The organism is Tepidimonas sp. HKU77 (assembly GCF_049728535.1).
GTDB lineage: Bacteria > Pseudomonadota > Gammaproteobacteria > Burkholderiales > Burkholderiaceae_C > Tepidimonas.
In genome coordinates this window covers 1,743,510-1,769,366 of sequence record NZ_CP187300.1, presented here as the reverse complement: position 1 = coordinate 1,769,366, position 25,857 = coordinate 1,743,510, and the positions used below count along the sequence as shown (strand labels likewise).

At 67.7% G+C, this 25,857-nt stretch carries 22 protein-coding genes and 2 tRNA genes; 10 read left to right on the top strand and 14 right to left on the bottom strand.

Going from position 1 to position 25,857, the window contains the following annotated elements; translation table 11 throughout:
- Positions 1-99: 99 nt before the first annotated feature.
- Positions 100-759, top strand: coding sequence for a TetR family transcriptional regulator (locus ACPP3B_RS08505; protein WP_424858707.1), 660 nt, complete (start codon positions 100-102; stop codon positions 757-759).
- 9 nt (positions 760-768) lie between these two features.
- Here the strand turns inward: ACPP3B_RS08505 and metH are convergent, their stop codons facing one another.
- From metH to ACPP3B_RS08490, 3 genes are all read right to left on the bottom strand, one after another.
- On the bottom strand, positions 769-3,498 hold the full coding sequence (gene metH, locus ACPP3B_RS08500; protein WP_424858706.1) for a methionine synthase: 2,730 nt from the start codon (positions 3,496-3,498) through the stop codon (positions 769-771).
- Positions 3,499-3,508: 10 nt separating this feature from the next.
- On the bottom strand, positions 3,509-4,603 hold the full coding sequence (gene ychF, locus ACPP3B_RS08495; RefSeq protein ID WP_299019560.1) for a redox-regulated ATPase YchF: 1,095 nt from the start codon (positions 4,601-4,603) through the stop codon (positions 3,509-3,511).
- Positions 4,604-4,680: 77 nt separating this feature from the next.
- Positions 4,681-5,583, bottom strand: coding sequence for an MOSC domain-containing protein (locus ACPP3B_RS08490; RefSeq protein ID WP_424858705.1), 903 nt, complete (start codon positions 5,581-5,583; stop codon positions 4,681-4,683).
- Positions 5,584-5,677: 94 nt separating this feature from the next.
- On the opposite strand from ACPP3B_RS08490, the gene ACPP3B_RS08485 reads away from it, so the two are divergent.
- The 3 genes from ACPP3B_RS08485 to ACPP3B_RS08475 are packed head-to-tail and all read left to right on the top strand — an operon-like array spanning position 5,678 to position 9,541.
- Positions 5,678-6,838, top strand: coding sequence for an FAD-dependent oxidoreductase (locus tag ACPP3B_RS08485; protein ID WP_424858704.1), 1,161 nt, complete (start codon positions 5,678-5,680; stop codon positions 6,836-6,838).
- Between the two features lie 40 nt (positions 6,839-6,878).
- On the top strand, positions 6,879-7,637 hold the full coding sequence (locus ACPP3B_RS08480; protein ID WP_424858703.1) for a DsbC family protein: 759 nt from the start codon (positions 6,879-6,881) through the stop codon (positions 7,635-7,637).
- Complete coding sequence (locus ACPP3B_RS08475) at positions 7,634-9,541, top strand: M61 family metallopeptidase (protein ID WP_424858702.1); 1,908 nt, start codon at positions 7,634-7,636, stop codon at positions 9,539-9,541. The genes ACPP3B_RS08480 and ACPP3B_RS08475 overlap by 4 nt, the downstream gene beginning before the upstream one ends.
- On the opposite strand, the gene ACPP3B_RS08470 is transcribed toward ACPP3B_RS08475, so the two are convergent.
- Positions 9,495-10,313, bottom strand: coding sequence for an enoyl-CoA hydratase-related protein (locus ACPP3B_RS08470; protein WP_424858701.1), 819 nt, complete (start codon positions 10,311-10,313; stop codon positions 9,495-9,497). The two genes, ACPP3B_RS08475 and ACPP3B_RS08470, sit on opposite strands and share 47 nt — an antisense overlap.
- A gap of 117 nt (positions 10,314-10,430) precedes the next feature.
- Between ACPP3B_RS08470 and ACPP3B_RS08465 the strand changes: the two genes are divergently transcribed.
- The 4 genes from ACPP3B_RS08465 to groL all read left to right on the top strand — a co-directional run bounded on the left by ACPP3B_RS08465 (position 10,431) and on the right by groL (position 13,507).
- Entirely contained in the window at positions 10,431-11,222 is a 792-nt protein-coding gene (locus ACPP3B_RS08465) for an enoyl-CoA hydratase (RefSeq protein WP_299019551.1), read from the top strand.
- Positions 11,223-11,268: 46 nt separating this feature from the next.
- Positions 11,269-11,345 (top strand) — tRNA-Met (locus tag ACPP3B_RS08460).
- 179 nt (positions 11,346-11,524) lie between these two features.
- The gene (gene groES / locus ACPP3B_RS08455; RefSeq protein WP_043702757.1) at positions 11,525-11,815 is read left to right on the top strand and encodes a co-chaperone GroES; all 291 of its coding nucleotides are present in this window, start codon (positions 11,525-11,527) and stop codon (positions 11,813-11,815) included.
- A 57-nt stretch (positions 11,816-11,872) separates the two neighbouring features.
- Positions 11,873-13,507 (top strand): chaperonin GroEL, encoded by a 1,635-nt coding sequence (groL, locus tag ACPP3B_RS08450; RefSeq protein ID WP_299019547.1) that lies wholly within the window; start codon positions 11,873-11,875, stop codon positions 13,505-13,507.
- A 103-nt stretch (positions 13,508-13,610) separates the two neighbouring features.
- On the opposite strand, the gene ACPP3B_RS08445 is transcribed toward groL, so the two are convergent.
- The 3 genes from ACPP3B_RS08445 to ACPP3B_RS08435 all read right to left on the bottom strand — a co-directional run bounded on the left by ACPP3B_RS08445 (position 13,611) and on the right by ACPP3B_RS08435 (position 16,448).
- A complete protein-coding gene (locus ACPP3B_RS08445; protein WP_058615685.1) occupies positions 13,611-13,847 on the bottom strand; it encodes a hypothetical protein in 237 nt (78 codons plus the stop codon).
- A 243-nt stretch (positions 13,848-14,090) separates the two neighbouring features.
- Positions 14,091-15,239: an acyl-CoA dehydrogenase family protein gene (locus tag ACPP3B_RS08440; protein WP_424858700.1), complete on the bottom strand. Its 1,149-nt coding sequence runs from the start codon at positions 15,237-15,239 to the stop codon at positions 14,091-14,093.
- Between the two features lie 12 nt (positions 15,240-15,251).
- A complete protein-coding gene (locus ACPP3B_RS08435) occupies positions 15,252-16,448 on the bottom strand; it encodes an acyl-CoA dehydrogenase family protein (protein WP_424858699.1) in 1,197 nt (398 codons plus the stop codon).
- A gap of 167 nt (positions 16,449-16,615) precedes the next feature.
- Between ACPP3B_RS08435 and ACPP3B_RS08430 the strand changes: the two genes are divergently transcribed.
- Together ACPP3B_RS08430 and ACPP3B_RS08425 are read left to right on the top strand one after the other, a co-directional pair.
- Positions 16,616-16,691: transfer RNA gene (locus ACPP3B_RS08430), tRNA-Asn, on the top strand.
- Between the two features lie 45 nt (positions 16,692-16,736).
- Complete coding sequence (locus tag ACPP3B_RS08425; RefSeq protein ID WP_424858698.1) at positions 16,737-18,290, top strand: ATP-binding protein; 1,554 nt, start codon at positions 16,737-16,739, stop codon at positions 18,288-18,290.
- Positions 18,291-18,321: 31 nt separating this feature from the next.
- Here ACPP3B_RS08425 and ACPP3B_RS08420 read toward each other — a convergent pair whose 3' ends face one another.
- From ACPP3B_RS08420 to flgG, 7 genes are read right to left on the bottom strand one after another with little or no spacing between them, the layout of a single operon-like run.
- The gene (locus tag ACPP3B_RS08420; protein ID WP_424860169.1) at positions 18,322-19,533 is read right to left on the bottom strand and encodes an HDOD domain-containing protein; all 1,212 of its coding nucleotides are present in this window, start codon (positions 19,531-19,533) and stop codon (positions 18,322-18,324) included.
- Between the two features lie 44 nt (positions 19,534-19,577).
- Complete coding sequence (gene flgL / locus ACPP3B_RS08415) at positions 19,578-20,555, bottom strand: flagellar hook-associated protein FlgL (protein ID WP_299018850.1); 978 nt, start codon at positions 20,553-20,555, stop codon at positions 19,578-19,580.
- A 16-nt stretch (positions 20,556-20,571) separates the two neighbouring features.
- Entirely contained in the window at positions 20,572-22,254 is a 1,683-nt protein-coding gene (flgK, locus tag ACPP3B_RS08410) for a flagellar hook-associated protein FlgK (protein ID WP_299018851.1), read from the bottom strand.
- 13 nt (positions 22,255-22,267) lie between these two features.
- Positions 22,268-23,179 carry a flagellar assembly peptidoglycan hydrolase FlgJ gene (gene flgJ / locus ACPP3B_RS08405; protein WP_058615678.1) on the bottom strand — a complete coding sequence of 304 codons (912 nt, stop codon included), beginning with the start codon at positions 23,177-23,179 and terminating at the stop codon, positions 22,268-22,270.
- Position 23,180: 1 nt separating this feature from the next.
- Entirely contained in the window at positions 23,181-24,305 is a 1,125-nt protein-coding gene (locus ACPP3B_RS08400) for a flagellar basal body P-ring protein FlgI (protein WP_424858697.1), read from the bottom strand.
- Between the two features lie 35 nt (positions 24,306-24,340).
- On the bottom strand, positions 24,341-25,036 hold the full coding sequence (locus ACPP3B_RS08395) for a flagellar basal body L-ring protein FlgH (protein WP_201022714.1): 696 nt from the start codon (positions 25,034-25,036) through the stop codon (positions 24,341-24,343).
- Between the two features lie 28 nt (positions 25,037-25,064).
- Positions 25,065-25,847 (bottom strand): flagellar basal-body rod protein FlgG, encoded by a 783-nt coding sequence (gene flgG, locus ACPP3B_RS08390; protein ID WP_058615675.1) that lies wholly within the window; start codon positions 25,845-25,847, stop codon positions 25,065-25,067.
- Positions 25,848-25,857: the final 10 nt, after the last annotated feature.

Here is a 25,857-nt window from a genome sequence, read left to right as displayed (position 1 = left end):
ATCCAGCGGAATCCGGACGGACGATGGGGAACCAGGACGGTGTGGGCGGTATCATACATACATTCCTGCATGTATGTTTGACATCTCACCGACCCCGCCATGGCCCGCCGCACCAAAGAGGAAGCCGAACAGACCCGCGCCCAGATCCTGGCCGCCGCGCGGCGGGTGTTCCACGAGCGCGGCGTCGGCCAGACCTCGCTCGAGCACATCGCCCAGGCGGCGGGTGTGACGCGCGGCGCCATCTACTGGCACTTCGCGAACAAGGGCGAACTGCTGCAGGCCATGTGCGACGAGGTGGCCATCCCCTTCATCGACCGGCTGGACTACACCCTGCTGCAGGACACCCGTGCCGATGCCCTGAGCCGCGTGCGCAACTTCCTGCTGCAGGTGACCGGCTCCATCGACGCCGATCCCCAGTTGCGCGCGATCATGCAGGTGCTGGAGTTCAAGTGCGAGTTCGTGGGTGAGCGCGCCCGCGACCTGGACGACTGGGTCCGGCACAACGAGGAGTGTTTCGCGAAGCTGGAGCGCACCTACGCCGCCGCCCGGCGGGAGGGCAGGCTGCGTCCCGACCTGACGCCATCCCTGGCCGCCCTGGAGACGCAGTGCTTCCTGGCGGGGCTGATCCGCCTGCGGCTGCTCGGGCAGCCCGCCATGCAGGCCCCCGCGACCATCCCCGCCCTGATCGAGGCCCACGTGCGCAGCCGCGCCTGCCCGCCAGCCGAGGCGCAGGCCCCGCGGCAGACGCTGGCGGCCTGAGCGCCGCCGTCACAGGTTCGGCGCCAACCAGCGCGCCAGCTCGTCCACCGGCAGACCGCGGCGCGCGGCCATGTCTTCCAGCTGGTCGCGGCCGATCTTGCCGACGTTGAAATAGGTGCTGTCGGGGTGCGCCAGGTAAAAGCCGCTGACGCTGGCCGCCGGCGTCATGGCCAAGCTCTCGGTCAAGCCCATGCCGATCTCGTCACAGCGCAGCAGCGCGAACAGGTCGCGCTTGACCGTGTGGTCCGGGCAGGCCGGATAGCCTGGCGCGGGCCGGATGCCCTGGTAGCGCTCGGCGATCAGCGCCTCGTTGCTCAGGCGCTCGTGCGGCGCATAGCCCCACAGCTCGGTGCGCACGCGCTCGTGCAGGCGTTCGGCCAGCGCCTCGGCCAGCCGGTCGGCCAGCGCCTTGAGCATGATGGCCGAGTAGTCGTCGTGCGCCGCCATGAAGCGCGCCTCGTGCGCCTCGACCCCGATGCCCGCAGTCACCGCGAAGGCCCCCACATAGTCGGGCACACCGCTGGCCAGCGGCGCCACGAAGTCCGCCAGGCAGCGGCTCGGGCGCATCACACCGTCGATGGCCTGCTTCTCGGTCTGCTGGCGCAGGTTGTACCAGGTCAGCACTGGCAGCGTGCGCGACTCGTCGGCGTAGAGCACGATATCGTCCCCCTCACCGCTGGCGGGCCAAAAGCCCAGCACGGCGTTTGCGGTCAACCAGCGGCCGTTGACGATGCGCTCGAGCATCGCCTGCGCGTCGGCAAATACCTTGCGGGCCTGCTCGCCGACCACCTCGTCATCCAGAATGGCCGGATAAGGCCCGGCCAGATCCCAGGTCTGAAAAAACGGCCCCCAGTCGATGTAGCGCGCGATCTCGGCCAGGTCGTAGTGCAGGAACACCCGCCGCCCCAAAAAACTCGGGCGCACGGGCTGCCAGCGGCCCCAGTCGATGGGCGTGCGGTTGGCGCGCGCCTTGGCCAGCGGCCACAGCGTGACGGGTTTTTTGGCGGCGTGCTGGGCACGCACGCGCTCGTAGTCGGCGCGCAGCTCGGCCACGAAAGCGTCGCGCTGCTCGCCCAGCAGCGCCTGTGCCACCCCCACCGCGCGCGACGCATCAGGCACGTACACCACCGGGCCGCGGTAGCACGGCGCAATCTTGACCGCCGTGTGCACGCGGCTGGTGGTGGCACCCCCAATCAGCAGCGGCACGCCCCGCTCGGCAAACCAGGGGTCCTTGTCCATCTCGGCGGCGACGAACTGCATCTCCTCCAAGCTCGGGGTGATCAAGCCCGACAGGCCCACCGCGTCCGCGCCCACCTCTTTGGCTTTGGCCAGGATGTCGTGGCACGGCACCATGACGCCCATGTTGACCACCTCGAAATTGTTGCACTGCAACACAACGGTGACGATGTTCTTGCCGATGTCGTGCACGTCGCCTTTGACGGTGGCGATGACGATCTTGCCTTTGGGCTTGGCGTCGCCACCGGCGGCTTGGAGCTGGCGCTTTTCCTCCTCGATGTAGGGCACCAGGTGTGCCACGGCCTGCTTCATCACGCGCGCACTCTTGACCACCTGGGGCAGGAACATCTTGCCCGCGCCGAAGAGATCGCCCACGATGTTCATGCCGGCCATCAGCGGGCCTTCGATCACGTGCAGCGGACGACCGCCTTGCGCCTGGATCTTCTGCCACGCCTCTTCGGTGTCCTCGACGATGAAGTCCGTGATGCCGTGCACGAGCGCGTGGCTCAGGCGCTCCTCGACCGGCAGCGCGCGCCAGGCCAGCTTGGCGCTGTCGTCTTTGGCCGCGCCCTTGACCTGTTCGGCGATCGCCAGCAGCCGCTCGGTCGCGTCGGGGCGGCGGTTGAGCACCACGTCCTCCACGCGCTCGCGCAGCTCGGGGTCGAGCTCGTCATAGACGCCGATCTGACCGGCGTTGACGATGCCCATGTCCATGCCGGCGCGGATGGCGTGGTACAGGAAGACCGTGTGAATGGCCTCGCGCACTGGCTCGTTACCGCGGAAGCTGAAGCTCACGTTGCTCACGCCGCCCGACACCTTGGCGCCCGGCAGGTGCTGCTTGATCCAGCGCGTGGCTTCGATGAAGTCGACCGCGTAGTTGTCGTGCTCCTCGATGCCGGTGGCGATCGCGAAGATGTTGGGGTCGAAGATGATGTCCTCGGGCGGGAAGTCCACCTCGTCGACCAGGATGCGGTAGGCCCGCTCGCAGATCTCGATCTTGCGCTGGAAGGTGTCGGCCTGGCCCTGTTCGTCGAAGGCCATCACCACGGTGGCCGCGCCGTAACGCCGGATCAGCCGCGCCTGGCGCTTGAACTCGGCCTCGCCCTCCTTGAGGCTGATGGAGTTGACGACGCCCTTGCCCTGGATGCATTTGAGCCCCGCCTCGATTACCTCCCACTTGGACGAGTCGATCATGATCGGCACGCGCGCGATCTCGGGCTCGGACGCGATGAGGTTGAGGAAGCGCACCATCGCGGCCTTGCTGTCGAGCATGGCCTCGTCCATGTTGACGTCGATGATTTGTGCGCCGTTTTCCACCTGCTGGCGCGCCACGGCCAGCGCGTCCTCGAAGCGCCCCTCCAGAATCATGCGGGCAAACGCCTTGGAGCCGGTGACGTTGGTGCGCTCGCCGATGTTGACGAACAGGCTGCCCTCGCCGATGACGAGCGGCTCCAAGCCCGACAACAGCATGGGCGGAATGCGGCGCTCGGCAGCGGACCCCATCGAATCTGGCTCAGACATTGAAGAGGAAGTGGATCACGTCCCCGTCTTGGACGACGTAGTCCTTGCCCTCGGCGCGCATCTTGCCCGCCTCCTTGGCGCCTTGCTCGCCCCGAAAGCGGATGAAATCCTCGAAGGCGATCGTCTGCGCGCGGATGAAGCCGCGCTCGAAGTCGGAGTGGATCACGCCCGCCGCCTGCGGGGCGGTGGCGCCGATCGGTATCGTCCAGGCGCGCACTTCTTTTTCGCCCGCGGTGAAGTAGGTCTGCAGCCCTAACAACTGGTAGGCCGCGCGGATGAGGCGGTTCAGGCCCGGCTCCTGCAGCCCCAGCTCGCGCAAAAACTCGGCGCGGTCGGCGTCGTCCATGTCGGCCAGCTCGGCCTCGATCTTGGCGCAGATGGCCACCACCGGCGCGCCCTGGCGCTGGGCATAGTCGCGCAGCTGGTCCAGGAAAGGGTTGTTCTCGAAGCCGTCCTCGGCCACATTGCCGACGAACATCGCGGGTTTGGCCGTGATCAGGCACAGCGGCTTGAGCAGCGCCCGCTCTTCGTCGGTCAAGTCCATCACGCGCACAGGGCGGCCTTCGTCCAATACGGCGCGCGCACGGCCCAGCACGGCCACCATCTTGGCCGCCTCCTTGTCGTTGCCACTCTTGGCGGCCTTTTGGTAGCGCTGCAGGGCTTTGTCCACCGTGCCCAGGTCGGCCAGGCACAGCTCGGTTTGGATGACCTCGATATCGGCGATCGGGTCCACCCGGCCGGCCACGTGCACGATGTTGGGGTCATCGAAGCAGCGTACCACGTTGATGATGGCGTCCGTCTCCCGGATGTGCGACAGGAACTGGTTGCCCAGCCCCTCGCCCTGGCTGGCACCGGCGACCAAGCCCGCGATGTCCACGAATTCGACGATCGCGGGCACCACACGCTGGGGCTTGACGATGGCGGCGAGCTGCTGCAGGCGCGGGTCGGGCACCTCGACCACGCCCACGTTGGGCTCGATGGTGCAAAACGGATAGTTCTCGGCCGCGATGCCCGCTTTGGTCAGGGCGTTGAACAGGGTGGACTTGCCAACGTTGGGCAGGCCCACGATGCCGCATTGGAGGCTCATGGCAAAAAGCGAAAGGGTGACGGGCAGGACGGCGCTTGGGCGCCGACAAAGGGTGGCATTCTACCGGCGACGCCGCTTCACCAGGCCCCCCAGTGGCCATTGGCACGCATGCCTTCGTGCAGCATCTGCCCGACGCCCCGGCGCACGATGGCGTTCATGCCGAAGGTGACCGCGCCCATCAGCCGCCGATCCTGCCGGTAGGTGTGCAGCACCGGGCTCAGACGCCCGTCCGGCACGCCGGTGGCCGGATCGACGTCGGGGATGCTGCAGCGCGCACACGGCTTGACGAGTTGCAGCGTCGCCAGCGGCGCGCCGACCGGGACGCCGTCGGCCGAGAAATCGATGCGCTCGATGCGATCCTCGTCATGCGGATACACGCCACCGATCACCAGATTGGCGCGCAGGCGCTCGATGCCCACGGGCGGCTCGCCGCGCGCGGCCAGACGCTCGTTCAAATCGTCCAGCGACGCCTGCGACACCACCAGCAGCGGGTAGCCGTCACTGAAGGTGTTGGGCGCCTCGATGCCCCCCGTCCAGCGGTAGGACGACAGGCGCCGCTCGTCGGGGTCGAAGCGCACCAGCCGCAGCGGCCCCATCCCGGGCGGCAGATCGTCGCCCAGGAAATCCGTGAACCACTGTGCCGCAGCATCGCCCATGTCGAACGCGTCCACCGTGTCATCCCAGACGCGCACGCGGCACGGCGCTTCGGCCGCATCCAGCGCCACGTGCAGGGACAGCATGCCGGGCGCGCGCAGCTCCAGCCGCCCCAGGCGCAGCCGCGGCTGCACCAGCGCCATGCGCGGCAGCTCGCGTTGCGAGACGAACTCGCCGTCCGCGTCCACCACCATCCAGGTGCGGTCCCACTCCAAGCCGGTGTCGAGCAGCTCGACCGTGCGCAGGCGAATCCCGGCGCACGACTTGACCGGATAGATCCAGATTTGCTCCAGCGTCAGCGGCAGGGTGGTGGTGGCGGCATTCATGGGACGGCGGGGCTCGCGAAACAGGGTCAAACCCCATTGTGCCCAAGGTCGGCGCGGACGGCACGCAGCGGCAGTGCGCGCCTACAATGACCCCATGACCAAAACCTATGACGTCGCGATCCTGGGGGGCGGCATCGTCGGCCGCACGCTGGCACTGCTGCTGGCCCGTGAGCGGCTGCGGGTGGCGCTGGTCGAGCGCGCGCCCCCAGCGGGCGGCGCCACCCCCGACATCCGAGCCTACGCGCTCAACGCCGCCTCGCGCGCTTTGCTCGAGTCGGTGCGCGCGTGGCCGACCGACGAGCGCGCCGCCACGCCAGTGCACCACATGTGGGTGGCCGACGCCGATGCGCCGCCGCTCGTGCCCGTTACCGATGCAGCGGCGGCCGTGCGCTTCGACACCGACGGCGGCGCACCACTGGCCTGGATCGTGGACGTGCCGGTGCTGGAGGAGACGCTGGCGCAGGCGCTGGCGTATCAGCCGGGCATCGAGCGGCTCGTCGGCGACGGCAGCCAGCGGCCGCGCGCGGCGTTGACCGTGATCTGCGAGGGCCGACGCAGCGCCACCCGCGCGGCCGAAGGCTTCGCCTACGACACGCGCCCGTATCCGCACACCGCGATCGCCGCCCGGCTGCGCTGCGAGCGCCCGCACGGGGCCGTGGCGCGGCAGTGGTTTCGCGACGATGAGATCCTGGCGCTGCTGCCGCTGGACGGGACGCAGGGGCACACCGTCGCCCTGGTGTGGTCGGTGCCGCACGCGCGTGCGGCCGAGCGGCTGGCCTGGCCCGCCGAGGCACTGGCGCAGGCGGTGCAAGACGCCTGCGGCGGCGCGCTGGGTGCGATGCAGCTCGAAGGCCAGCCCGCGGGCTGGGCGCTGGAGCTGTCCATCGCCCGCCCTTGGGTACGCCCGGGCCTGGCGCTGGCAGGCGACGCCGCCCACGCCATGCACCCATTGGCCGGGCAGGGCCTCAACGTCGGGCTGGGCGACGTGGCCGAGCTGGCGCGCGTGCTGCGCGAGCGCGAGTACTGGCGCTCCCTGGGTGACTGGCGGCTGCTGCGGCGCTACGAGCGTGCACGCGCCGCGCCCGTGGCGGCCATGCTGCTGGCCACCGACACGCTGTACGGCCTGTTCGGCCACCCCGACGAGCGGCTGGCCACGCTGCGCCGCTGGGGCCTGCGCGCGGTGGACCGGCTGGAACCGATCAAACGCTGGTTCATCCAACAGGCAGCGGGGCAACCCGTCGCCCCCCACCCCTGAACGGCGCCCAGTATTCGCGCCCTCCTCCGAGAACGTCCACATGATCCGTCTTTCGTCTCTTGCGTCGCCCCCCGTTTTGGCTGCCGGGCTGCTGGGCATCGCGCTGCTGGCCCCGGCCGCGCACGCCAACGAGGCCCTCATCCGCAAAAACCTGAGCGAGCGTCTGCCCAACCTGCCCCGCATCGACGAAGTGCGCCCCACCCCGATGCGCGGTCTGTTCGAGGTCCGGCTCAACGGCACCGACCTGCTCTACACCGACGCCGAGGGCAACTACCTGATCCAGGGCGTGCTCATCGACACCCGCGCCCGCGTCAACCTGACCGAGGAGCGGCTGGACAAGCTCACCGCCATCGCCTTCGACGACCTGCCGCTCAAGGACGCGTTCACGGTCGTGCGCGGCAACGGCCAGCGCAAACTGGCCGTCTTTGCCGACCCCAACTGCGGCTTCTGCAAGCGCTTCGAGCGCGACCTGGCCAAGCTCGACAACGTCACCATCCACACCTTTCTGTACCCGGTGCTGGGCAAGGATTCCGAGCAAAAGTCGCGTGCCATCTGGTGCGCCAAAGACCGCGCCAAGGCTTGGGACGACTGGATGCAGCGCAGCGTGGTGCCCCCCGAGCCCAAGGCGGACGCCAAGTGTGACACGACGGCCCTGGAACGCAATCTCGCCTTTGGGCAAAAATACCGCATCACCGGCACGCCCACCACCATCCTGGCCAACGGCACGCGCGTGCCCGGCGCGGTGGGGCTGGACCGCCTGGAACCCCTGCTGGCGCAAGCCAGCGCTGCCGGCAAATGAGCCGCGACGCCGCGCGCACGGCAGCCGCCCTCCGCTACACGGTGGAAGTGGCCGACGCCCACGCCCACCTGTGGCGTGTGACGTTGGTAGTCGACCACCCCGCGCCGTGCCAGCGTGTGAGCCTGCCGGTGTGGATCCCGGGCAGCTATTTGGTGCGCGAATTCGCCCAACACCTGCTGTCCCTGCGCGCCACCGCGGACGGTCGGCCCGTTGCCCTGCGCGCTCTGGACAAAAACACCTGGCAGGCCGAGTTGGACGACGGCGCAGCGACGCTGGAGCTGACGGCCGAGGTCTATGCTTTCGACCCCTCGGTGCGCACCGCGTACCTGGACGCGCAGCGCGGCTTCTTCAACCCCACCAGCCTGTGCCTGCGCGTGCATGGCCGCGAAGACGAGCCGCACACGCTGACGCTGCGGCCCAACCGCTGGACACGCGGCTGGCGCGTGGCCACGGCGCTGCGGCCGCTGCCCAGCGGCCGCACCCGGCACGCGGCCTCCGCCCGCTGGCGCTGGGCCGAGGGCGATGGGTTCGGCCCCTACTGGGCCGCCGGCTACGACGAACTGGCCGACAGCCCGGTGGCGATGGGCGACTTCTGGTGCGGCGACTTCACGGTGCGCGGCGTACCGCACCGATTCGTGGTCAGCGGCGCACCCGCCGGGTTCGACGGCGAGCGGCTGCTGCGCGACACCGCCCATATCTGCGAGGCCGCCATGACTTTGTGGCATGGCCCGCGCGGCACTCCGCCCATCGACCGTTACGTTTTCCTGCTGCAGGCCACGCACGACGGCTACGGCGGCCTGGAACACCGCCACAGCACCGCGTTGGTGTGTGCACGCACCGACCTGCCCCTGCAGCCGCTGCCCGATCAGCCTGCCTCGACCGCGCTGCGCGCCAGCGACGGCTACACCACGCTACTGGGACTGATCAGCCACGAATACTTTCACACCTGGAACGTCAAGCGGCTGCGCCCGCGCGAGTTCACCCGCTACGACTACGACCGCGAAAACCACACCGAGCTGCTGTGGTTTTTCGAAGGCTTCACGAGCTACTACGACGACCTGTTGCTGCTGCGCGCGGGCCTCATCGACGCCCCGACCCACCTGCAGCTGCTGGCCAAGACGATCAACCAAGTGCTGCAAACCCCCGGCCGCCACGTGCAAAGCGTGGCGCAGGCCAGTTGGGACGCCTGGATCAAATACTACCGCGTGCAGGAAAACACACCCAACGCCACCGTCAGCTACTACACCAAGGGGGCCCTGGTGGCGCTGTGTCTGGACCTGACGCTGCGCGCCGAGGGCCGCGCCACGTTGGACGACGTGATGCGCGCGCTGTGGCAGCGTTGTGACGGCGGCCCCATGCGCGAAGCTGACCTGCGCACCGTGCTGCGCCAACTGGCCGCACGCCGCCTGGACGCCGAACTGGACGCCTGGGTCCACGGCACCGACGAGCTGCCGCTGCGGCCACTGCTGGAGCGTGGCGGCATACGCTGGCAGGAAGAACCCGCCCCACTCGCCCAGCAACTGGGCGTGCGTGTGGACGAGAGCCAGGGCGTGCGGCTGCGCAACGTGCTGCGTGGCAGTGCCGCCGAAGCGGCGGGCATGGCCGCCGGCGACGAGTGGCTGGCCGTCGAGCGCGCCCGGGAGGTCTGGCGCGTGCGCCGGCTCGACGACGTCGCGCTGCACGCCCGCGGATTGACCGCCGGTGAGCCGCTGACGGCCTGGGTGGTGCGCGATGGCCGCGTGCTGCGCTGCACGCTGAGTTGGCCACCACCGGCCGTGGCGGTGCAGCTGCTGCCCGGCGCCGATAGCCGCCACCCCCTCATGGGGCCGGGCACGCGACCGCCTGCCGCTGCGCGGCCTACTCGCCGCGGAACTGCGGCGCGCGCTTCTGCAAGAAAGCGGTGACACCCTCCACGTAATCGTGCGTGCGACCGAGCGCCGACTGAAGGTCGCGCTCGACCTCGAGCTGCTGCTCGAACGAGCGCTGCAGCGCGCCGCGCAGCAAATGGCGCGTGGCCACCAGCGCGCGCGTGGGCATGGCCGCCAGCCGCTCGGCCAGCGCCAGCGCCGCCGCCAGCGGGTCGTCGGCCACGTCCCAAATCAAACCCCAGTCTTTGGCTTGCTGGGCGGACAACTTGTCCCCCAGCAAGGCCAGACCCATGGCACGCGCCAAGCCCAGGCGCTCCACGGTCAGCCAACTGCCCCCCGCATCCGGAATCAGCCCGATTTTGCTGAACGCCTGTACGAAGCTGGCGTGCGGCGCGGCAATCGTGAGGTCGCAGGTCAGCGCCAGCGACACCCCCGCCCCTGCGGCCACGCCGTTGACCGCGGCCACCGTCGGCACGCGCAGGTTCATCAGCGCGCGCGCGCTGGGATTGAAACATTCGTCGATCACCGGCCCCGGGTTGGCGCGCTCCATCTGTTCGGGGCCAGGCGTGAAGTCCAGCTCCGATAAGTCCAGCCCGGCGCAAAAGCCACGCCCCGCGCCGGTGAGCACCAGCGCGCGCAGGCTGCGGTCGGCCTCGACCTCGGCCAGCGCCTGCTGAAACGCGCGGTGCATGGAACGGGTGAAGCTGTTGAGTGCCTGCGGGCGATTCAGCGTGAGCAGCGCGACCGCGCCGCGGCGCTCGAAGCGGATCTCGTCGGCCGGGGGCGTCTCGGCAAGCGTCGTGGTCATCCATCGTCTCCTCTGGTTAGGGGGCAAGCACGGCGGGCAGCTTGCGCTACAGTCGCTGCGTCACACCCCATCTCGATTTCGTTTTCCATTGTGCCACCCCGTCCCGAGGACTCCCACATGAGCGAGACCACCCCCACCTACGAAACCCTGCTGATCCACACCGAAGGCCCGGTCGGCGTCATCACGCTCAACCGGCCCAAGCAGCTCAACGCGCTCAACGACCAGCTCATGACCGAGTTGGGCCAGGCGCTCAAGGCGTTCGACGCCGACGACGCCATCGGCTGCATCGTGCTGACCGGCAGCGAAAAGGCCTTCGCCGCCGGCGCCGACATTGCCGCCATGGCGCGCTACACCTTCTCGGACGTCTACGGCAGCGAGTACATCACCCGCAACTGGGAGGCGCTGCGCCACGTGCGCAAGCCGGTCATCGCAGCCGTCGCCGGCTTCGCCCTGGGTGGCGGCTGTGAGGTCGCCATGATGTGCGACATCATCATCGCTGCCGACAACGCGCGCTTTGGCCAGCCCGAGGTCAAGATCGGCGTCATCCCGGGCGCCGGCGGCACGCAGCGGCTGCCGCGCGCGATCGGCAAGTCCAAGGCCATGGAGCTGGCGCTGACGGGCCGCATGATGGATGCCGCTGAAGCCGAGCGTGCCGGGCTGGTGAGCCGCGTCGTGCCGCTGGACAAGCTGATGGACGAGGCGATGGCGATGGCGCTGTCGATCGCGGCCATGCCCCGGCTGGCCGTGCTGGCGGCCAAGGAAGCCATCAACCGCGCCTTCGAGGGGTCGCTGGCCGACGGCTTGGCGTTCGAGCGCCGCATGTTCCACGCCATGTTCGCCACCGAAGACCAAAAAGAAGGCATGGCCGCCTTCCTGGAGAAGCGCACGCCGCAGTTCCGCCACCGCTGACGGCCACGGCAGCCGGTTGGTTTTTCGCTATAATGCGGCCCTCGTTGGCGCTTTAGCTCAGCCGGTTAGAGCGACGGAATCATAATCCGCAGGTCCGGGGTTCGAATCCCTGAAGCGCCACCAAGAATGCTCCCAAGCCCGCCCGAGTGCGGGCTTTTTTGTTGCCCCGCGCAGCCCCCCTTGAAAACACGTCGCCAAGGCCCTATCATTAGCACTCGTCAGCGGTGAGTGCTAACACACGGCATCCGCCGCTCGCTCTTCCTCTTCTACTTCCTCTCATCGTCCTTTCGACAGGAGATCGCATGAAACTTCGTCCTCTCGCCGATCGCGTGATCGTCAAGCGTCTAGAAAACGAGACCAAGACCGCCTCGGGCATCGTGATCCCGGACAACGCGGCCGAGAAGCCCGATCAAGGCGAAGTGCTGGCCGTCGGTCCCGGCAAGACCAACGACAAGGGCGAGACCAAGCCCCTGAGCGTCAAGGTCGGTGACCGCGTGCTGTTCGGCAAGTACAGCGGCCAAACCGTCAAGGTCGACGGCGAAGAGCTGCTGGTCATGAAGGAAGACGACCTGTTTGCCGTCATCGAGAAGTGATCCCGACCCCCGTGGTCTGACGTCCATCACTCACTCATTTGCAAAGGAATCTGAACTATGGCAGCCAAAGACGTGGTTTTCGGCGCTGATGCGCGCCATCGCATGGTCGAGGGTGTGAACATCCTGGCCAACGCCGTCAAAGTGACCCTGGGCCCCAAGGGCCGCAACGTGGTGCTCGAGCGCTCGTTCGGCGCCCCCACCGTGACCAAGGACGGTGTGTCGGTCGCCAAGGAAATCGAGCTCAAGGACAAGCTGCAGAACATGGGCGCCCAGATGGTCAAGGAAGTGGCGTCCAAGACCAGCGACAACGCTGGTGACGGCACCACCACCGCGACCGTGCTGGCCCAGGCCATCGTGCGTGAGGGCATGAAGTACGTCGCCGCTGGCATGAACCCGATGGACCTCAAGCGCGGCATCGACAAGGCCGTCGAGGCGCTGGTGGCCGAGCTCAAGAAGATCAGCAAGCCCACCACCACCAGCAAGGAAATCGCCCAGGTCGGCGCCATCTCGGCCAACAGCGACGAGTCGATCGGCCAGATCATCGCCGATGCGATGGACAAGGTCGGCAAGGAAGGCGTGATCACCGTCGAAGACGGCAAGAGCCTGCAAAACGAGCTGGATGTCGTCGAAGGCATGCAGTTCGACCGCGGCTATCTGTCGCCCTACTTCATCAACAACCCGGACAAGCAGGTCTGCGTGCTGGAGAACCCGTACGTCCTGCTGCACGACAAGAAGATCAGCAACATTCGCGACCTGCTGCCCGCGCTGGAGCAAGTGGCCAAGGCCGGCCGTCCGCTGCTGATCATTGCCGAGGACGTCGAAGGCGAGGCGCTGGCCACGCTGGTGGTCAACACCATCCGCGGCATCCTGAAGGTGTGCGCGGTCAAGGCCCCGGGCTTCGGCGATCGCCGCAAGGCCATGCTGGAGGACATCGCCATCCTGACCGGCGGCAAGGTCATCGCCGAAGAAGTTGGCCTCACGCTCGAGAAAGTCACGCTGGCTGACCTGGGTCAGGCCAAGCGCGTCGAAGTGGCCAAGGAAAACACCACCATCATCGACGGCGCGGGCAAGGCCGAGGACATCGAGGCGCGCGTCAAGCAGATCCGCGTGCAGATCGAAGAAGCCACCAGCGATTACGACCGCGAGAAGCTGCAAGAGCGCGTGGCCAAGCTGGCCGGCGGTGTGGCGGTGATCAAGGTGGGGGCGGCCACCGAGGTCGAAATGAAGGAGAAGAAGGCCCGTGTCGAAGACGCGCTGCACGCCACCCGTGCCGCAGTCGAAGAGGGCATCGTGCCCGGCGGTGGCGTGGCGCTGCTGCGCGCCCGTCAGGCCGTGGGTGAGCTCAAGGGCGCCAACCCCGATCAAGACGCGGGTATCAAACTGGTGATGAAGGCCGTCGAAGCGCCCCTGCGCGAGATCGTGGCCAACGCCGGTGGCGAGCCCTCGGTCGTGATCAACAAAGTGCTCGAAGGCAAGGGCAACTTCGGCTTCAACGCCGCCAACGACACCTATGGCGACATGATCGAGATGGGTATTCTGGACCCGACCAAGGTGACCCGCACCGCGCTGCAAAACGCGGCGTCGGTGGCTGGCCTGATGCTGACCACCGAGTGCATGGTTGCCGAAACGCCCAAGGCCGAAACCCCGGCGCCGGCTGGCGGCGGCATGGGCGGCATGGGTATGGACATGTGAGCAGCCGACCACGGCACATCACATCCTGACCACTCGCGGGGGCGATGCCCCCGGCGAGTCGGCAAAAAACCCGCTGGGGACGTTTCCGCCTCAGCGGGTTTTTTCATGGCCGGCTGGCGACACCGATCGCGCGGTCATCGATACCGCGGTCGTTCAACAGGGCCCGGACCTCGCGCTCATACGCCTGCAACCGGGACACGGCGCGGGCGCGTTGCTCGGGTGTGGCCTGCCGCTCGTGCCAATCGGCCAACCAGCGGCACCCTGCACGCCACAGTGCATCCTGGTAGGCGGCGAGTTCGGGATCGGGCGAGCGCCAGGTGCGCGCCCACAGCACGCGCACCAGCGGCGTTGCGCGGCATCCAGCCGGGCATGCCAGTGGCCAGTCCTTGCCATCGTTGCAGCAGTTCCACGATCGCGGGCAGTTGCTCCGCCCGATACCATGCATGCCAGCGACGCCGCCCCCCAAGGGCACAGGCCAACGCCAGCGCCCTCGCGAACGGGTTGACTTCGGGGTCGCGGCGATACGCATGGCAGGTGGATCGTCCCACGACAGCCGGGTTTCCGGCGCTTCGGACCGGTGCGCTCACCCCCGCGCCTCACGCTCGCGGCTGAGGGCCATGAAGCGCGCCAAGTGGTGATCTTCGTCGCCGTATTCGTGGTCGATCATGACCAGGCGTTTGGCGTAGTGCGCCAGCGGCAGCTCCCAGGTCATGCCCATGCCACCGTGGAGTTGGATGCTCTCCTCGGCCAACTGAATCCCGCTGCGCCCGATGGTGACCTTCGCGGCAGCGATGCGTCGGTCGCGTTCATGCGTATCGCCATCATCGAGCGCGGCTGCCGCGTTGATGACGGCCGAGCGCGCTTGCTGCACCGCCATCCACAGATCCACCGCCCGGTGCTGCAGGGCTTGAAAGCTGCCGATGGGGCGCCCGAATTGACGGCGCGTTTGCAAATACTCGCGCGTCATGGCAAAGGCCGCCTCCATGGCACCCAGCCCCTCGGCGCACAAAGCCAGGGTGCCACACGCCAGCCCGTGGGCCAGCACGGGCGCGGCGTGCGCGGGCCCCACCACCCGCGCATCGATGGGCAGCGGCACGGCCGACAGCACCAGATCAGCGGCGGCTCCACCATCGACGCGCCGATAGGCTCGCACCGTCACGCCGGGCGCGCTGCGGGGCACCCAAAACAGTGCCAGCCCCTCGGCGTCCCGCGCCCCACCACCGAGTCGCGCCGAGACCAGCCAACCGCTGGCCTGCCCGCCATGGGGCACCACGGCTTTGTGGCCATCGAGCACCCAGCCGCCGGCATCGCGCTGCGCCGTGGTGGCGATGGCGGTCGGCTCGACGGGCCCATCGGGCTCGTGGTGCGCCAGCGCCACCACCGCGCCCTGGGCGATATCCACCAGCAGCGGGTCTCTGAGCGCTGACGCATCGGCGTGGGCCAGCATCTGCCCCACCACCAGCGAACCCAGCAACGGCTCGACCACCAAGGCTCGCCCGACGCACTCAAAGACCGTCATGATGTCGAAGCCCCCGCCGCCCAGCCCGTCCACCTCAGGTGGCAACAGCGCCGCCACCGCGCCCAGCTCCACCAAGTCGCGCCACACCTGCGCGTCGTACCCCAGCGGCGATGCGGACGCGGCGTGCCGACGTGCCAAAGGATAGCGCTGCGCGAGGTAGCGTTGCAGCGAATCGGCCAGCATACGCTGGTCATCGGTCAGCGAAAAATCCATGTCGCACCCCCGTCAAAGCCCCAGCACCGCCTTGGCGATGATGTTTTTTTGAATCTCGTTGGAGCCGCCGAAGATCGACAGCTTGCGCAGGTTGAAATATTGCGTCGCGGCACTGGCCGCCCCGGGCGGCCCGACCGCCTGATCGGCCCCCTCCAGCGTCAGCGCCTCGTCGATCCAGGGCAGGGCATACACCCCGACGGCGCGGCGCATGAGGCTCTGGATCTCCTGCCGGATCTGCGTACCCAAAATCTTGAGCAACGAACTCTCCGGCCCCGGCGCCCCACCGCCAGCCACTGCGGCCAGCACCCGCAATTGGGTGGTCTGGAGGTTATCCAAGTCGATCTCGACCCGCGCCAGGCGCGCCGCGAACAGCGGGTCTTCGATCAGGGGCCTGCCCCCCTTGTGCACCGCCCGCGCGATGACCTTGAGCCGCTGCAGCGCGGCCAGCGACAACCCCACACCAGCGATGTTGGTGCGCTCGTAGGTCAGCAAGTATTTGGCGATCGTCCAGCCCTGGTTTTCGGCGCCGACCAGCCGATCCAGCGGCACGCGCACGTTGCTCAGAAATACCTCGTTGACCTCGTGCTCGCCGTCCAGCGTCAGGATGGGCCGCACCTCTACGCCCGGGCTGTCCAGATCCAGCAGCAAGAAGCTGATGCCCTCCTGCGGCTTGGCCTGGCGGTCGGTGCGCACCAGACAGAACATGCGGTTCGCGTAGTGCCCGAGCGTGGTCCACGTTTTTTGCCCGTTGACGATGTAATGGTCGCCCTCGCGCGCCGCGGTCGTCTGCAGCGATGCCAAATCCGACCCCGCCCCCGGCTCGGAATAGCCCTGGCACCACCAGTCACTGCCGTCCAGAATGCGCGGCAGCCAGTGGCGCTTCTGGGCCTCGGTCCCGTAGCGGATCAGCACCGGCCCCAGCATGTTGACGCCAAACGGCACGATGCGCGGCGCACCCGCGAGCGCGCATTCGTTTTCGAAGATGAAACGCTGCACCGGACCCCAGCCCGGCCCACCCCACTCGCGCGGCCAGTGGCTGGCCAACCAGCCCCGCGCGTGCAAAATCGCATGCCAGCGCGCCATGTCGTCGCGCGTCAAGCGCAGCCCCTGGCGCACCTTGGTGGCCAGCTCGGGCGGTAAGTTGGCACGCAAAAACGCGCGCACCTCATCGCGAAACGCGACCTCTTCGGGGGTGAATCGCAGATCCATACCTACTCCAGATACGCCGGCGTCCATCGGTGGGACCACTCGCGGCAGGCGATGCGCCATTGTGCGAGGCCACGCACGTCTGTGCCATGCCTGGCTGTCGTGCCGGTGACGTGCGCGGCACGCGTCAGAGCCACGCGAATTTCTCGATATAATCCCGGCTTTGCCGATCCCCGATAGCTCAGTCGGTAGAGCGCCGGACTGTTAATCCGTAGGTCCCTGGTTCGAGCCCAGGTCGGGGAGCCAGCCATGCCACCTGCCCCTGCCGCTCAGGCCAGCATAATTGGGGCCATGAAGCGCAAGAAGCTGCCCATCGGCATCCAGACCTTCGCCAAGATTCGCGGCGACGATTACTACTACGTCGACAAAACACCGCTGGCGCTGCGGCTGATCGAATCCGGCTCGCATTACTTCCTCTCCCGCCCGCGGCGCTTTGGCAAGTCGTTGTTTTTGGACACGCTGGCTGAACTCTTCGCGGGCAACGAGCCCCTCTTTCGGGGGCTGTACTGCCACGACAAGTGGGATTGGGGGAAGAAACATCCCGTCATTCGGATCAGCTTCGGTGGGGGGCGGCTCGCCAGCCGCGAAGGGTTGGAAGCCCACATCGCCGACGAGCTCGACGCCAACGCCCAACGCTTGGGGCTAGACATACTCGCAGCCGCTGACAACCACCTGCGCTTTCGCCACCTGATTCAACAGGCCGTCAAGCGCCACGGCCAGCGCGCCGTCGTCTTGGTCGATGAATACGACAAACCGATCCTGGACAACCTGACCGAGCCCGACGTCGCCCGCGCCATGCGCGAGGGCTTGCGCAACCTGTACTCCGTCATCAAGGATCAGGACGCCCACATCCAGTTCGCGTTCCTGACCGGGGTTTCCAAGTTCAGCAAGGTCTCGATCTTCTCGGGCCTGAACAACCTCAACGACATCACGGTCGATGCGGCCTACTCGGCCATCTGTGGCTACACGGAAGCGGACGTCGATACCGTCTTCGCCCCGGAGCTCGAGGGGCTCGATCGCGACGATATCCGCCGCTGGTACAACGGCTACAACTGGCTGGGTGAGTCGGTCTACAACCCTTTCGATTTGTTGCTGCTGTTTGACAAGCGCGACTTTCGTCCCTACTGGTTCGAGACGGGCACACCGACGTTTCTGATCCACGTGTTGACGCGGCGGGGTTACTTTTCCCCCGCACTGTCGCGCCAGCACACGAGCCTGGAGCTGCTCTCGGCTTTCGATGTCGATGTCATGGAGCCGACGGCCCTGTTGTTTCAGACGGGCTACCTGACGATTCATGGCGTGCAGGAATACCTGCCGGGCCAGCACCTGTACGAGCTGGGCTACCCCAACCGCGAGGTGATGACCAGCCTCAACAGCGCGTTGCTGCCCGGCTTGGGGCTCGACGCGCAGCGCGCGTTTACCCACCGCTTGAACCTGCTGGCCCTGTTGCGCGCGGCCGATGTATCGGCCCTCAAGGCCCATGTCGAGGCGCTCTTTGCCGCCATCCCGCACGACTGGTACCGCAACAACCCCATCGCGCAGTACGAGGGCTACTGGGCCAGCGTCTTCTACAGCCACATCGCAGCGCTCGGGCTGGATTTGATCGCCGAAGACGTCACGAGCCAGGGCCGCATCGATCTGACGGTGAAGCTCCCGGAGCGCATCTACCTGTTCGAGTTCAAAGTGGTCGAGCTCGAACCGGAAGGCAAGGCGCTCGCGCAACTGAAAGCCAAAGACTACGCCGCCAAATACCGCGCCGCGGGCGTGCCCATCCACTTGGTGGGCATCGAGTTCAGCCGGGACAGCCGCCGCGTGGTGGGGTTCGAGGCCGAGACCTTGGGTTGAGCGCCCCCTCGGCCTTTGGTGCTCCACCCACTCACCCCCACGATCGCGCCTGCGCCAGCGTACGCAGCAGCGCGGTGTTGACGGTTTCGAGCGCAAAGCCCACCTCTTGGCACAGCAGCGACAGTGCCTGGGACTGTGCCGGGTCGGCCAGGCGCTGCGCCAGCGACAGGTAGGGTGCGTAGGGGCCGGCGCCCTCGACCAAGGCGTCGCGCACGGCATCGGACAGCGGCACGCGCTCGGCCAGCTGCGCCATCGGCACGCGCAACCACTGGTCCAACGTGGCAAACAGCCCGGTGAGCAGCACGTCGTTGGCCAGGGTTTGTTGTGCGCCGGCGTCCATCAGTTGCCCCATGAGGCGCGCCCGCAGCGCCAGCGTGTGGCGGGCCGGCAGCAGCTCGGTGTCGGCGACGGCCAGCCCCAGCAAGCGCGTCAAGGCATCACGCAAGCGGCGCTCGCCCAACAGCCCGATGGCCTGGCGCACGGACGGCAACACACGGCCACGGCCGAACGCGTCGCTGTTGAGCAGTTGCAGCAAGCGATAGGTCAGCACCGCGTCGCTGTGGATGAGGACCAGCACGCGCTCGGTGGAGGCGTCGCGCAGCAGCGCCTGCTGCACGCGCAGCAGGGTGCCTTTGTCGATGCCGATGGAGCCCCGCGGGTGGCGCGCCAGCGCGTCGGCGATGGGCCAATCCACCACACCCCAAGCGTGCGCGGCATCCAGACAGTGCGCGGCCAGCGCGACTTGACCGATGCCCTCGTAGATCTGCCCCGGCAGCAGGCCGGCCTCGATAGTCGGGGCCGGAACCACAGCCAGCGCCTGCGACGCCTGCTCGGGCCACAGGTGTAGCACGTAGCGCAGGCTGTCGTCCTCGCCCAGCGGCGTGGGGCGTGGGGCGCGCGCCAGCGGCAGGCGCTGCACCAGCCGGTGGCCCAGGCGCCGCGCCTGGCTTTCCAGGTGCCGCCAGTCGGCAGGGGCGCGCTGGGCGGCATCCGGCAGCTCGATCCACAGGTGCTCGGGCGCCGACGCCACCAGCGCCTGTCGCACCGCGCGCGGCTCGGCCAACGCCACCAGCAGCCGCGGCGACCCCGCCGACCACCAGTCGTCGATCGCGTGCAGCAGGTGCGGGACGTTGACCTCGTCATCCAGCAGCCGCACGTGCAGGCGCACGCCGACCAGCTGGCGGCTGCGGCCCCAGATGGGTTGGTAGGTAAAAACGGCTCGGTCGAGCAGACTCAGGCGCATCACCCCGCCACTGTAGCCGAAGGCGCGCCAGCCCCGTCAGCCCATTAGGCCAGGTACTGGAACAGGGACAGTCGCTGCACCTGTGCGTAGGAGGACAGCCCAGCCTGGTAGCCCAGCTGCTGCGTCTGGAAGCGCGAGATGGCTTCCACCATGTCCAAGTCCGTCAGTTCGGACGCCTGTTCGATGTGGTAGTCCTCACGGCTGCGCATGGCGGCTTTCATGGAGTCCGCACGGTTGAGCCAGTCGCCCAGCTGCGCCCGGGCGGTCATCACGGCGTCGAGCCGTGTGGCCAAGTTGCTATTGGCCTGTCCCAGCTCGGTGCTCAGTTGGCCCGGGGTCAGCGTATTGTTGCGCAGCGCGTAGATGGCGCGGTCCAGCGTTTCCCAAATACTGTCGTTACCTTGGGTATAGGTGGTGCCGTCGTAGGAAAAGCCAAAGATGACCCGCCCATCCAGCCCGGTGGGCAGCGACGTCTCGGTGGGTGGCTCTTGCCCCGCTACGCCATAAGCCCGTACGGCCCGGTCGTCGGCGCCATAGAGTGGCAGCGGCGCGCCGGTGACTGCCTCGAACGGGCGCGTCTGGGGGTCCTCGACGCCCAACCCCATAAACAGGGGCCGCCCAAGCGTGTCTTTGGTATTGGCCAGCGCCAAGATACGCTCGCGGATGCCGTCGAGCTCCTCGGCGATCACCTGCCGGTCCGAGGCATTGAGCGCGCCGTTGCCGCCCTGCACGATAAGCTCTTTGGCACGGTGGTACAGGTCGGTGACCGTGGCCAAGGTGCTCTCCGCCAGCTCGAGGCTGCGGCGCGACGCCTCCAGTGCGCGCTGGTCGGCCTGCACACGCTGCATGCGCGCCTGCTCGCGCTCGGCCAGCGCCGCAGCCGCTGGGTCGTCGCTGATGGTGCGCACCCGCTTGCCCGACGAGAGCTTGTCCTGCTGCTCGGCCAGTTCCGCCTGGCGCCGTTGCAGGCGCGCGATGGTGTTGTCGTAGCTATAGGCGGTGGCAACACGAAACGTGCTCATGATGGGACCCCGGTTTTTAGCGGAAGGTGCTCAGCAGCGTGTCGAAGATAGACTGCACCGTCTGCAAGTATTTGGCGCTGGCCTGATAGGCCTGCTGGAATTGCAGCAGCCGAGCGGCCTCCTCGTCCAGGTTGACGCCGGCCTCGTTGGCGCGGCGCTGCTCGGCGTCGCGCGCCTGCGCCTGCGAAAATTCACTCGACGTCTTGGCCTGGTTGACCCGCGAGGCCACCCGAGAAAACGCCGCGACATAGCCGTCGGACAAGGGCGTAACACCGTCGAACAACAGTTTATCGCGCAGCTTCATGATGGCCCGGGCGTTGCTGCCGTCGAATTGGACATTGCCCACGGGCGGGTTGGACGCCGCGGCGAGTTTGACCGGATCGTCGATGGCAAGCGCAATGGTGCCCAGCGCCGTGGCTGCTGGCCGCAGCGCGTAGCGGTCGCCCACCGTACCGCCCGAAAGGGTCAGCGTCAAGCCTTCGAACACGCCGGGGCCGACCGGGACAGCACTCGCTGCACTGGGCACCCAACCCGTGCCGTCCCAGTAGTGGCCGTCGCTGGAGCGCTGGATGGTCACGGTGGTGGCGCTGACGAACGTCAACCAGTAGTCGTCGGGCCGTAACGCCCCCGCATCGTTGACGTTGGCCACGGTGGCGGTGACGGTCGCGCTGCCGCTGTTGGTGACCGCGCCCACGCCGCTGAACGGCCCCGATCCCAACAGCAGTGGCGTGCCCAAGTTGCCTTGCAGATCCCGCCCGTTTTGGTGCTGCTCGTTGAGTGCGACCGCCATCGCCAGTGCCACCCGGCCCAGCTCGGCCTGGGTGCGCGTGATGTCGTCGTTGATGAAGTCCACCAACCCTTTGAGCGAGCCACCCCCGATGAACGCCTGTGGGATGTCGGCCACGCTGTTGCCTTGCTTGAACTGCAACTGCACGCGCCGGTCGCCGTCGAGATCCGCACGCACCACCTGCAGCTGCGCGGCCTGGTTGCCCAGCACCAGGGGCTGGCTGCCCGCCACGAACACCGACACCGTGCCGTCGTCGGCTTCGAGCGTGGTGACCTGGATTTTTTCGCCCAGCTGGGCGATCAGGCGGTCGCGCTGGTCCAGCAGATCGTTGGGCTGGCCGGTGCCCGTGCCGCGCACCCGTGCGATCGAGGCGTTGATATCGGCGATCGCCTGCGCCAAGCGGTTGACGGTATTGGCCTCCTCGACCGCCTGCAGGCGCGCGCCCTGGCTGATGTCGTCGAGCCGCGCCGAGGTATCACGCAGCCGTGCGGTCAGCGCATCGAAACGGTCCAGCACCACCTGGCGGGCTGCGGTATCATTGGGCGCGCTGGCGACGTCGCCCCAGGCGTTGAGCGCATCGTTGAGCAGTTTGCCCAGCCCGCCTTCGCCCAGCGGAAAAAGGCTTTCGACCGACTGCAGGTAGCGGTAGCGTACCGCGTCTGCGGCCGCCATGCTGCTGGTGCTGGTGGCCTCGCGCGTCAAAAAGGCGTTGTAGCCCTCGCGCACCACGTTGTCGATCTGCACGCCCTTGCCAAAATAGGCCCCCCCGAGAAACTGCCCGGCCACCGCCTGCAGCTCGACGCGCTGGCGTGTGTAGCCCTCGGTGTTGGCATTGGCAATGTTGTGGCCAATGACCTGTAGCACCGCCTGGTTGGTGGTGAGCGCGCGGGTGGCGATGTTGAGGCTGCTCATGGCGTCTTACCCATCAGGCCAGGGCGCGCTGCAGGTGCAGCGTGGTGTTGATGACGCGGCTGAGCTTGGCCGCGTACTGCGGGTCGGTGGCGTAGCCGGCCTGCTGCAAATGCTGCGCAAACGCTTGCGCCGAATGCAGGTTGCGCATGACCGCCTGATAGCGCGGACTTTGGCTGATCAGGCGCGCGTAGTCACGGAACGCCTCGGCGTAGCTGTCGTAGGCGCGAAAGCGCTGCACCAACTTACGCGGCTGGCCGTCGATGTATTCGGTGGTGGTGACCTCCGCCACCTTGCCCTGCCAGCCGGGGCCAGCCTTGATGCCAAACAGGTTGTGCGCGTTGCGTCCGTCGGCCATGCGGATTTCGCTGCGCCCCCAACCTGTTTCGTGCGCCGCCTGCCCGATCATGAACGCCGCCGGGATGCCCGTTTCGCGCGCCACTTGCAGGGCCGCCTCGCGGTGGCGGGCAACGAACGCGGCCTGAGTCGGCGTGGGGCGCGGCACCGCCCCTGCGACCCCGTCAACGTCGGCCGCTGCGGAGGAGGAAACGGCAGGTGCCTGCGCCGCGGCGCCGCGCGGGCTGGAATCGCGCCCCGCACTCATCTGCTGACGCAGCTGGCGCTCGATCATCTCGCTCAAGCCCCCGGGCAGGCCCGTCATTTTCAGCGCCAACTGCTCGTCGAGCAGCTCGGTACCCATTTCCGTGCCCTCGTTGTCCACCAGACCGCTTTTCATCGTCGCTTCGCGCATGGACTTGAGCAGCTCGCGCATGAACAGCGCCTCGAACTGACGAGCGGTCTCTTTGAGCGCCGCCTGCGGATCGCGGCCCGCCGCGTGGCGCAGACCGTCGAGTGCCTGCGCATCGACCGCCAGCCCGCGCGCCGCGCTCGCGGGCACAGCCGTCGGGGACAAGGGTTGCAGCGCCATATCAGAGCACCTCCAACTCAGCCTGTAAGGCGCCGGCGGCCTTGAGCGCTTGCAGGATAGCCAGCAAGTCCTGCGGGTTGGCGCCCAGTTTGTTGAGCGCGCGCACCACGTCCGCCAGTTGCGCCGAGGCCTCTACTTCTAGCAACTTGCCGCCTTCTTGCTGGACTTGGATGTCGGCCTTCTCGGTCACCACCGTCTGCGCGCCCGGCGGGGCAAACGGCGGCGGCTGGCTGACCTGCGGCGTGGACGTGATGGTGATGGACAGATTGCCGTGCGCAATGGCGGCCGGCGACAGTTTGACCGCCTGATTGAGGACCACCGAACCGGTGCGCGGGTTGAACACCACGCGCGCGCGCGGCGCGCTGGTCTCGATGGGCAAGTCCTCCAGGCTGGCCAAAAACGCCACGCGCTCGTTGGGGTCACGCGGGGCACGCACCTGTACCGTGCGCCCGTCCAGCGCTTGCGCCGTGCCGTCGCCGATGGCGCGGTTGATGGCCGCTGCCACCCGTGTAGCAGTCTGAAAATCGTCGGAGCGGATGCTCAGCGTCACCGCGTCGCCTAGCAACAGCGGCGTGGGCACGGTGCGCTCCACCAGCGCGCCATTGGGGATGCGTCCGGCGTTGAGGTGGTTGACGGTAACGCTGCTGCCGCCAGCCGAGGCACCCGCCCCGGCGATCACCAGATTGCCCTGCGCCAGGGCATAGACTTGGCCGTCGGCGCCGCGCAGCGGGGTCTGGATCAGCGTGCCGCCGCGCAGCGATTTGGCGCTGCCCACCGACGACACGGTGACATCGATCGTCTGCCCTGGCCGGGCAAACGCGGGCAATTCAGCCGTCACCAGCACCGCGGCCACGTTTTTCGGCTGCACCCTGGTGCCCGGCGGCAGGCTGATGCCCATTTGCTGCATGAAGTTGGACAGGCTGCGCGCGGTATAGACGTTGTTGCCGTCGCCCGTGCCGTCCAGCCCCACGACCAGGCCATAGCCCACGAGCTGATTGCTGCGCACGCCCTGCACGCTGGCCACGTCCTTGATGCGGCCGCTGGCCTGGGCACTGACCGTGAGCGCCGCCACCGCCAGGCCTGTCGCCACGGCGGCGGTGCGCAAGAGTCGGGTCCATCGGTTCATCGCTCGTCACCTCGTGAACCGATTGTCGAAAAACTTTAGAACGGCAAAAGCGTCAAAAAGAAGCGCGCCAACCAGCCAAATGTCTGCGCATCGGCCGGCGCGCCCCGCCCGCGCGAGAGCACGCGCACGTTGGCCACCTGGGTCGAAGGCACCACGTTGCCGGGCTGGATGGCGCGCGGGTCCACCGTCCCGCTGAACTGCAGCACGTCCACCGCCTGGTTGACGCCGATCTGCTTCTCGCCGATAACGACCAGGTGTCCGTTGGGTAGTACCTCGGTGACGACGGCGGTGATGGTGCCGCGGAAGGTATTGACCGCCTCCGTCTTGCCGTCGCCCTTGAAGGTGTTGCTGGACTTCGCACCGGCGTTCAAGTCTGCCAGTGTGGATGCCCCCAGAAATGGAAACGCGCTCACGCCCGCGCTCAGGCCGCTGTCGCGCTTGACGTCGGTCTTGGCACTCTGGCTGGCCGAGAGCGACTCGGTGATCTGGATCGTCACAACGTCGCCAGGCAGGCGCGCGCGGTGGTCTTCGAATCCGGGGCGATAGGCCTGCGTGGCGTACAGCGACCCGCTGGGCGGCTGCGCCGGATCGGCGGCCACGCGTGGGTAGCGAATGCCATCCTCGGGCGGTTTGGCCAAGTCGACATCTGGGATTTGCGACAGGGCGGCACAGCCGCCCAGCGTCCAGGCCGCCAGTACCGATACGAAGCTCGATCCGTAGCGCGCGATCATGATCATGCTCCTGCACAGAGGCCCGACATCACAGCTGCGTGAGCCGCTGCAACATTTGGTCGGAGGTAGTCACGGCCTTGGAGTTAAGCTCGTAGGCGCGCTGCGTCTGGATCATGTTGACTAGCTCCTGCACCACGTTGACGTTGGAGCTCTCCAAAAACCCCTGCATCACCTGCCCGAAGCCCTCGGCACCCGGCGTGCCCTCGTTGGGAGCCCCCGACGCCTGGGATTCCATGAACAGGTTTTGCCCCATGGGCTCCAGCCCGGCGGGATTGATGAAGTTGGCCAGCGTGATCTGCCCGATGACCTGCGGCTGGGCCTGCCCCGGCACCAACACGGTAATTTGGCCATCCTTGCCGATGGTCAGCGAGCGAGCGTTTTCGGGCACGGTGGGCGAGTCCACCAGCAGGTAGCCCTGGTTGGTGACGATTTGCCCCTGGTTGTTGAGCTTGAAGCTGCCATCGCGCGTGTAGGCCACGCTGCCGTCGGGCAACTGAATCCGGAAAAAACCGTTGCCGTTGATGGCGACGTCCAGGTTGTTGTCGGTCTGCTGCAGGTTGCCCTGGCTGTAGGTACGGGCGGTGGCGACGGTGCGCACGCCCAGACCGATGTGCAGGCCGGTGGGCAGCTGGGCGTTGTCGGCGGTATTGCCGCCTACCTGACGCAGGTTTTGGTAGATCAGGTCCTCGAACAGCGCGGTGCCGCGCTTGAAGCCGGCGGTGGCGACGTTGGCCAGGTTGTGCGAGATGACGTCGAGCTGGGTCTGCTGGGCCGTCATGCCGGTCTTGGCGATCTGCAGCGAATTGATCATGTCGGTTCTC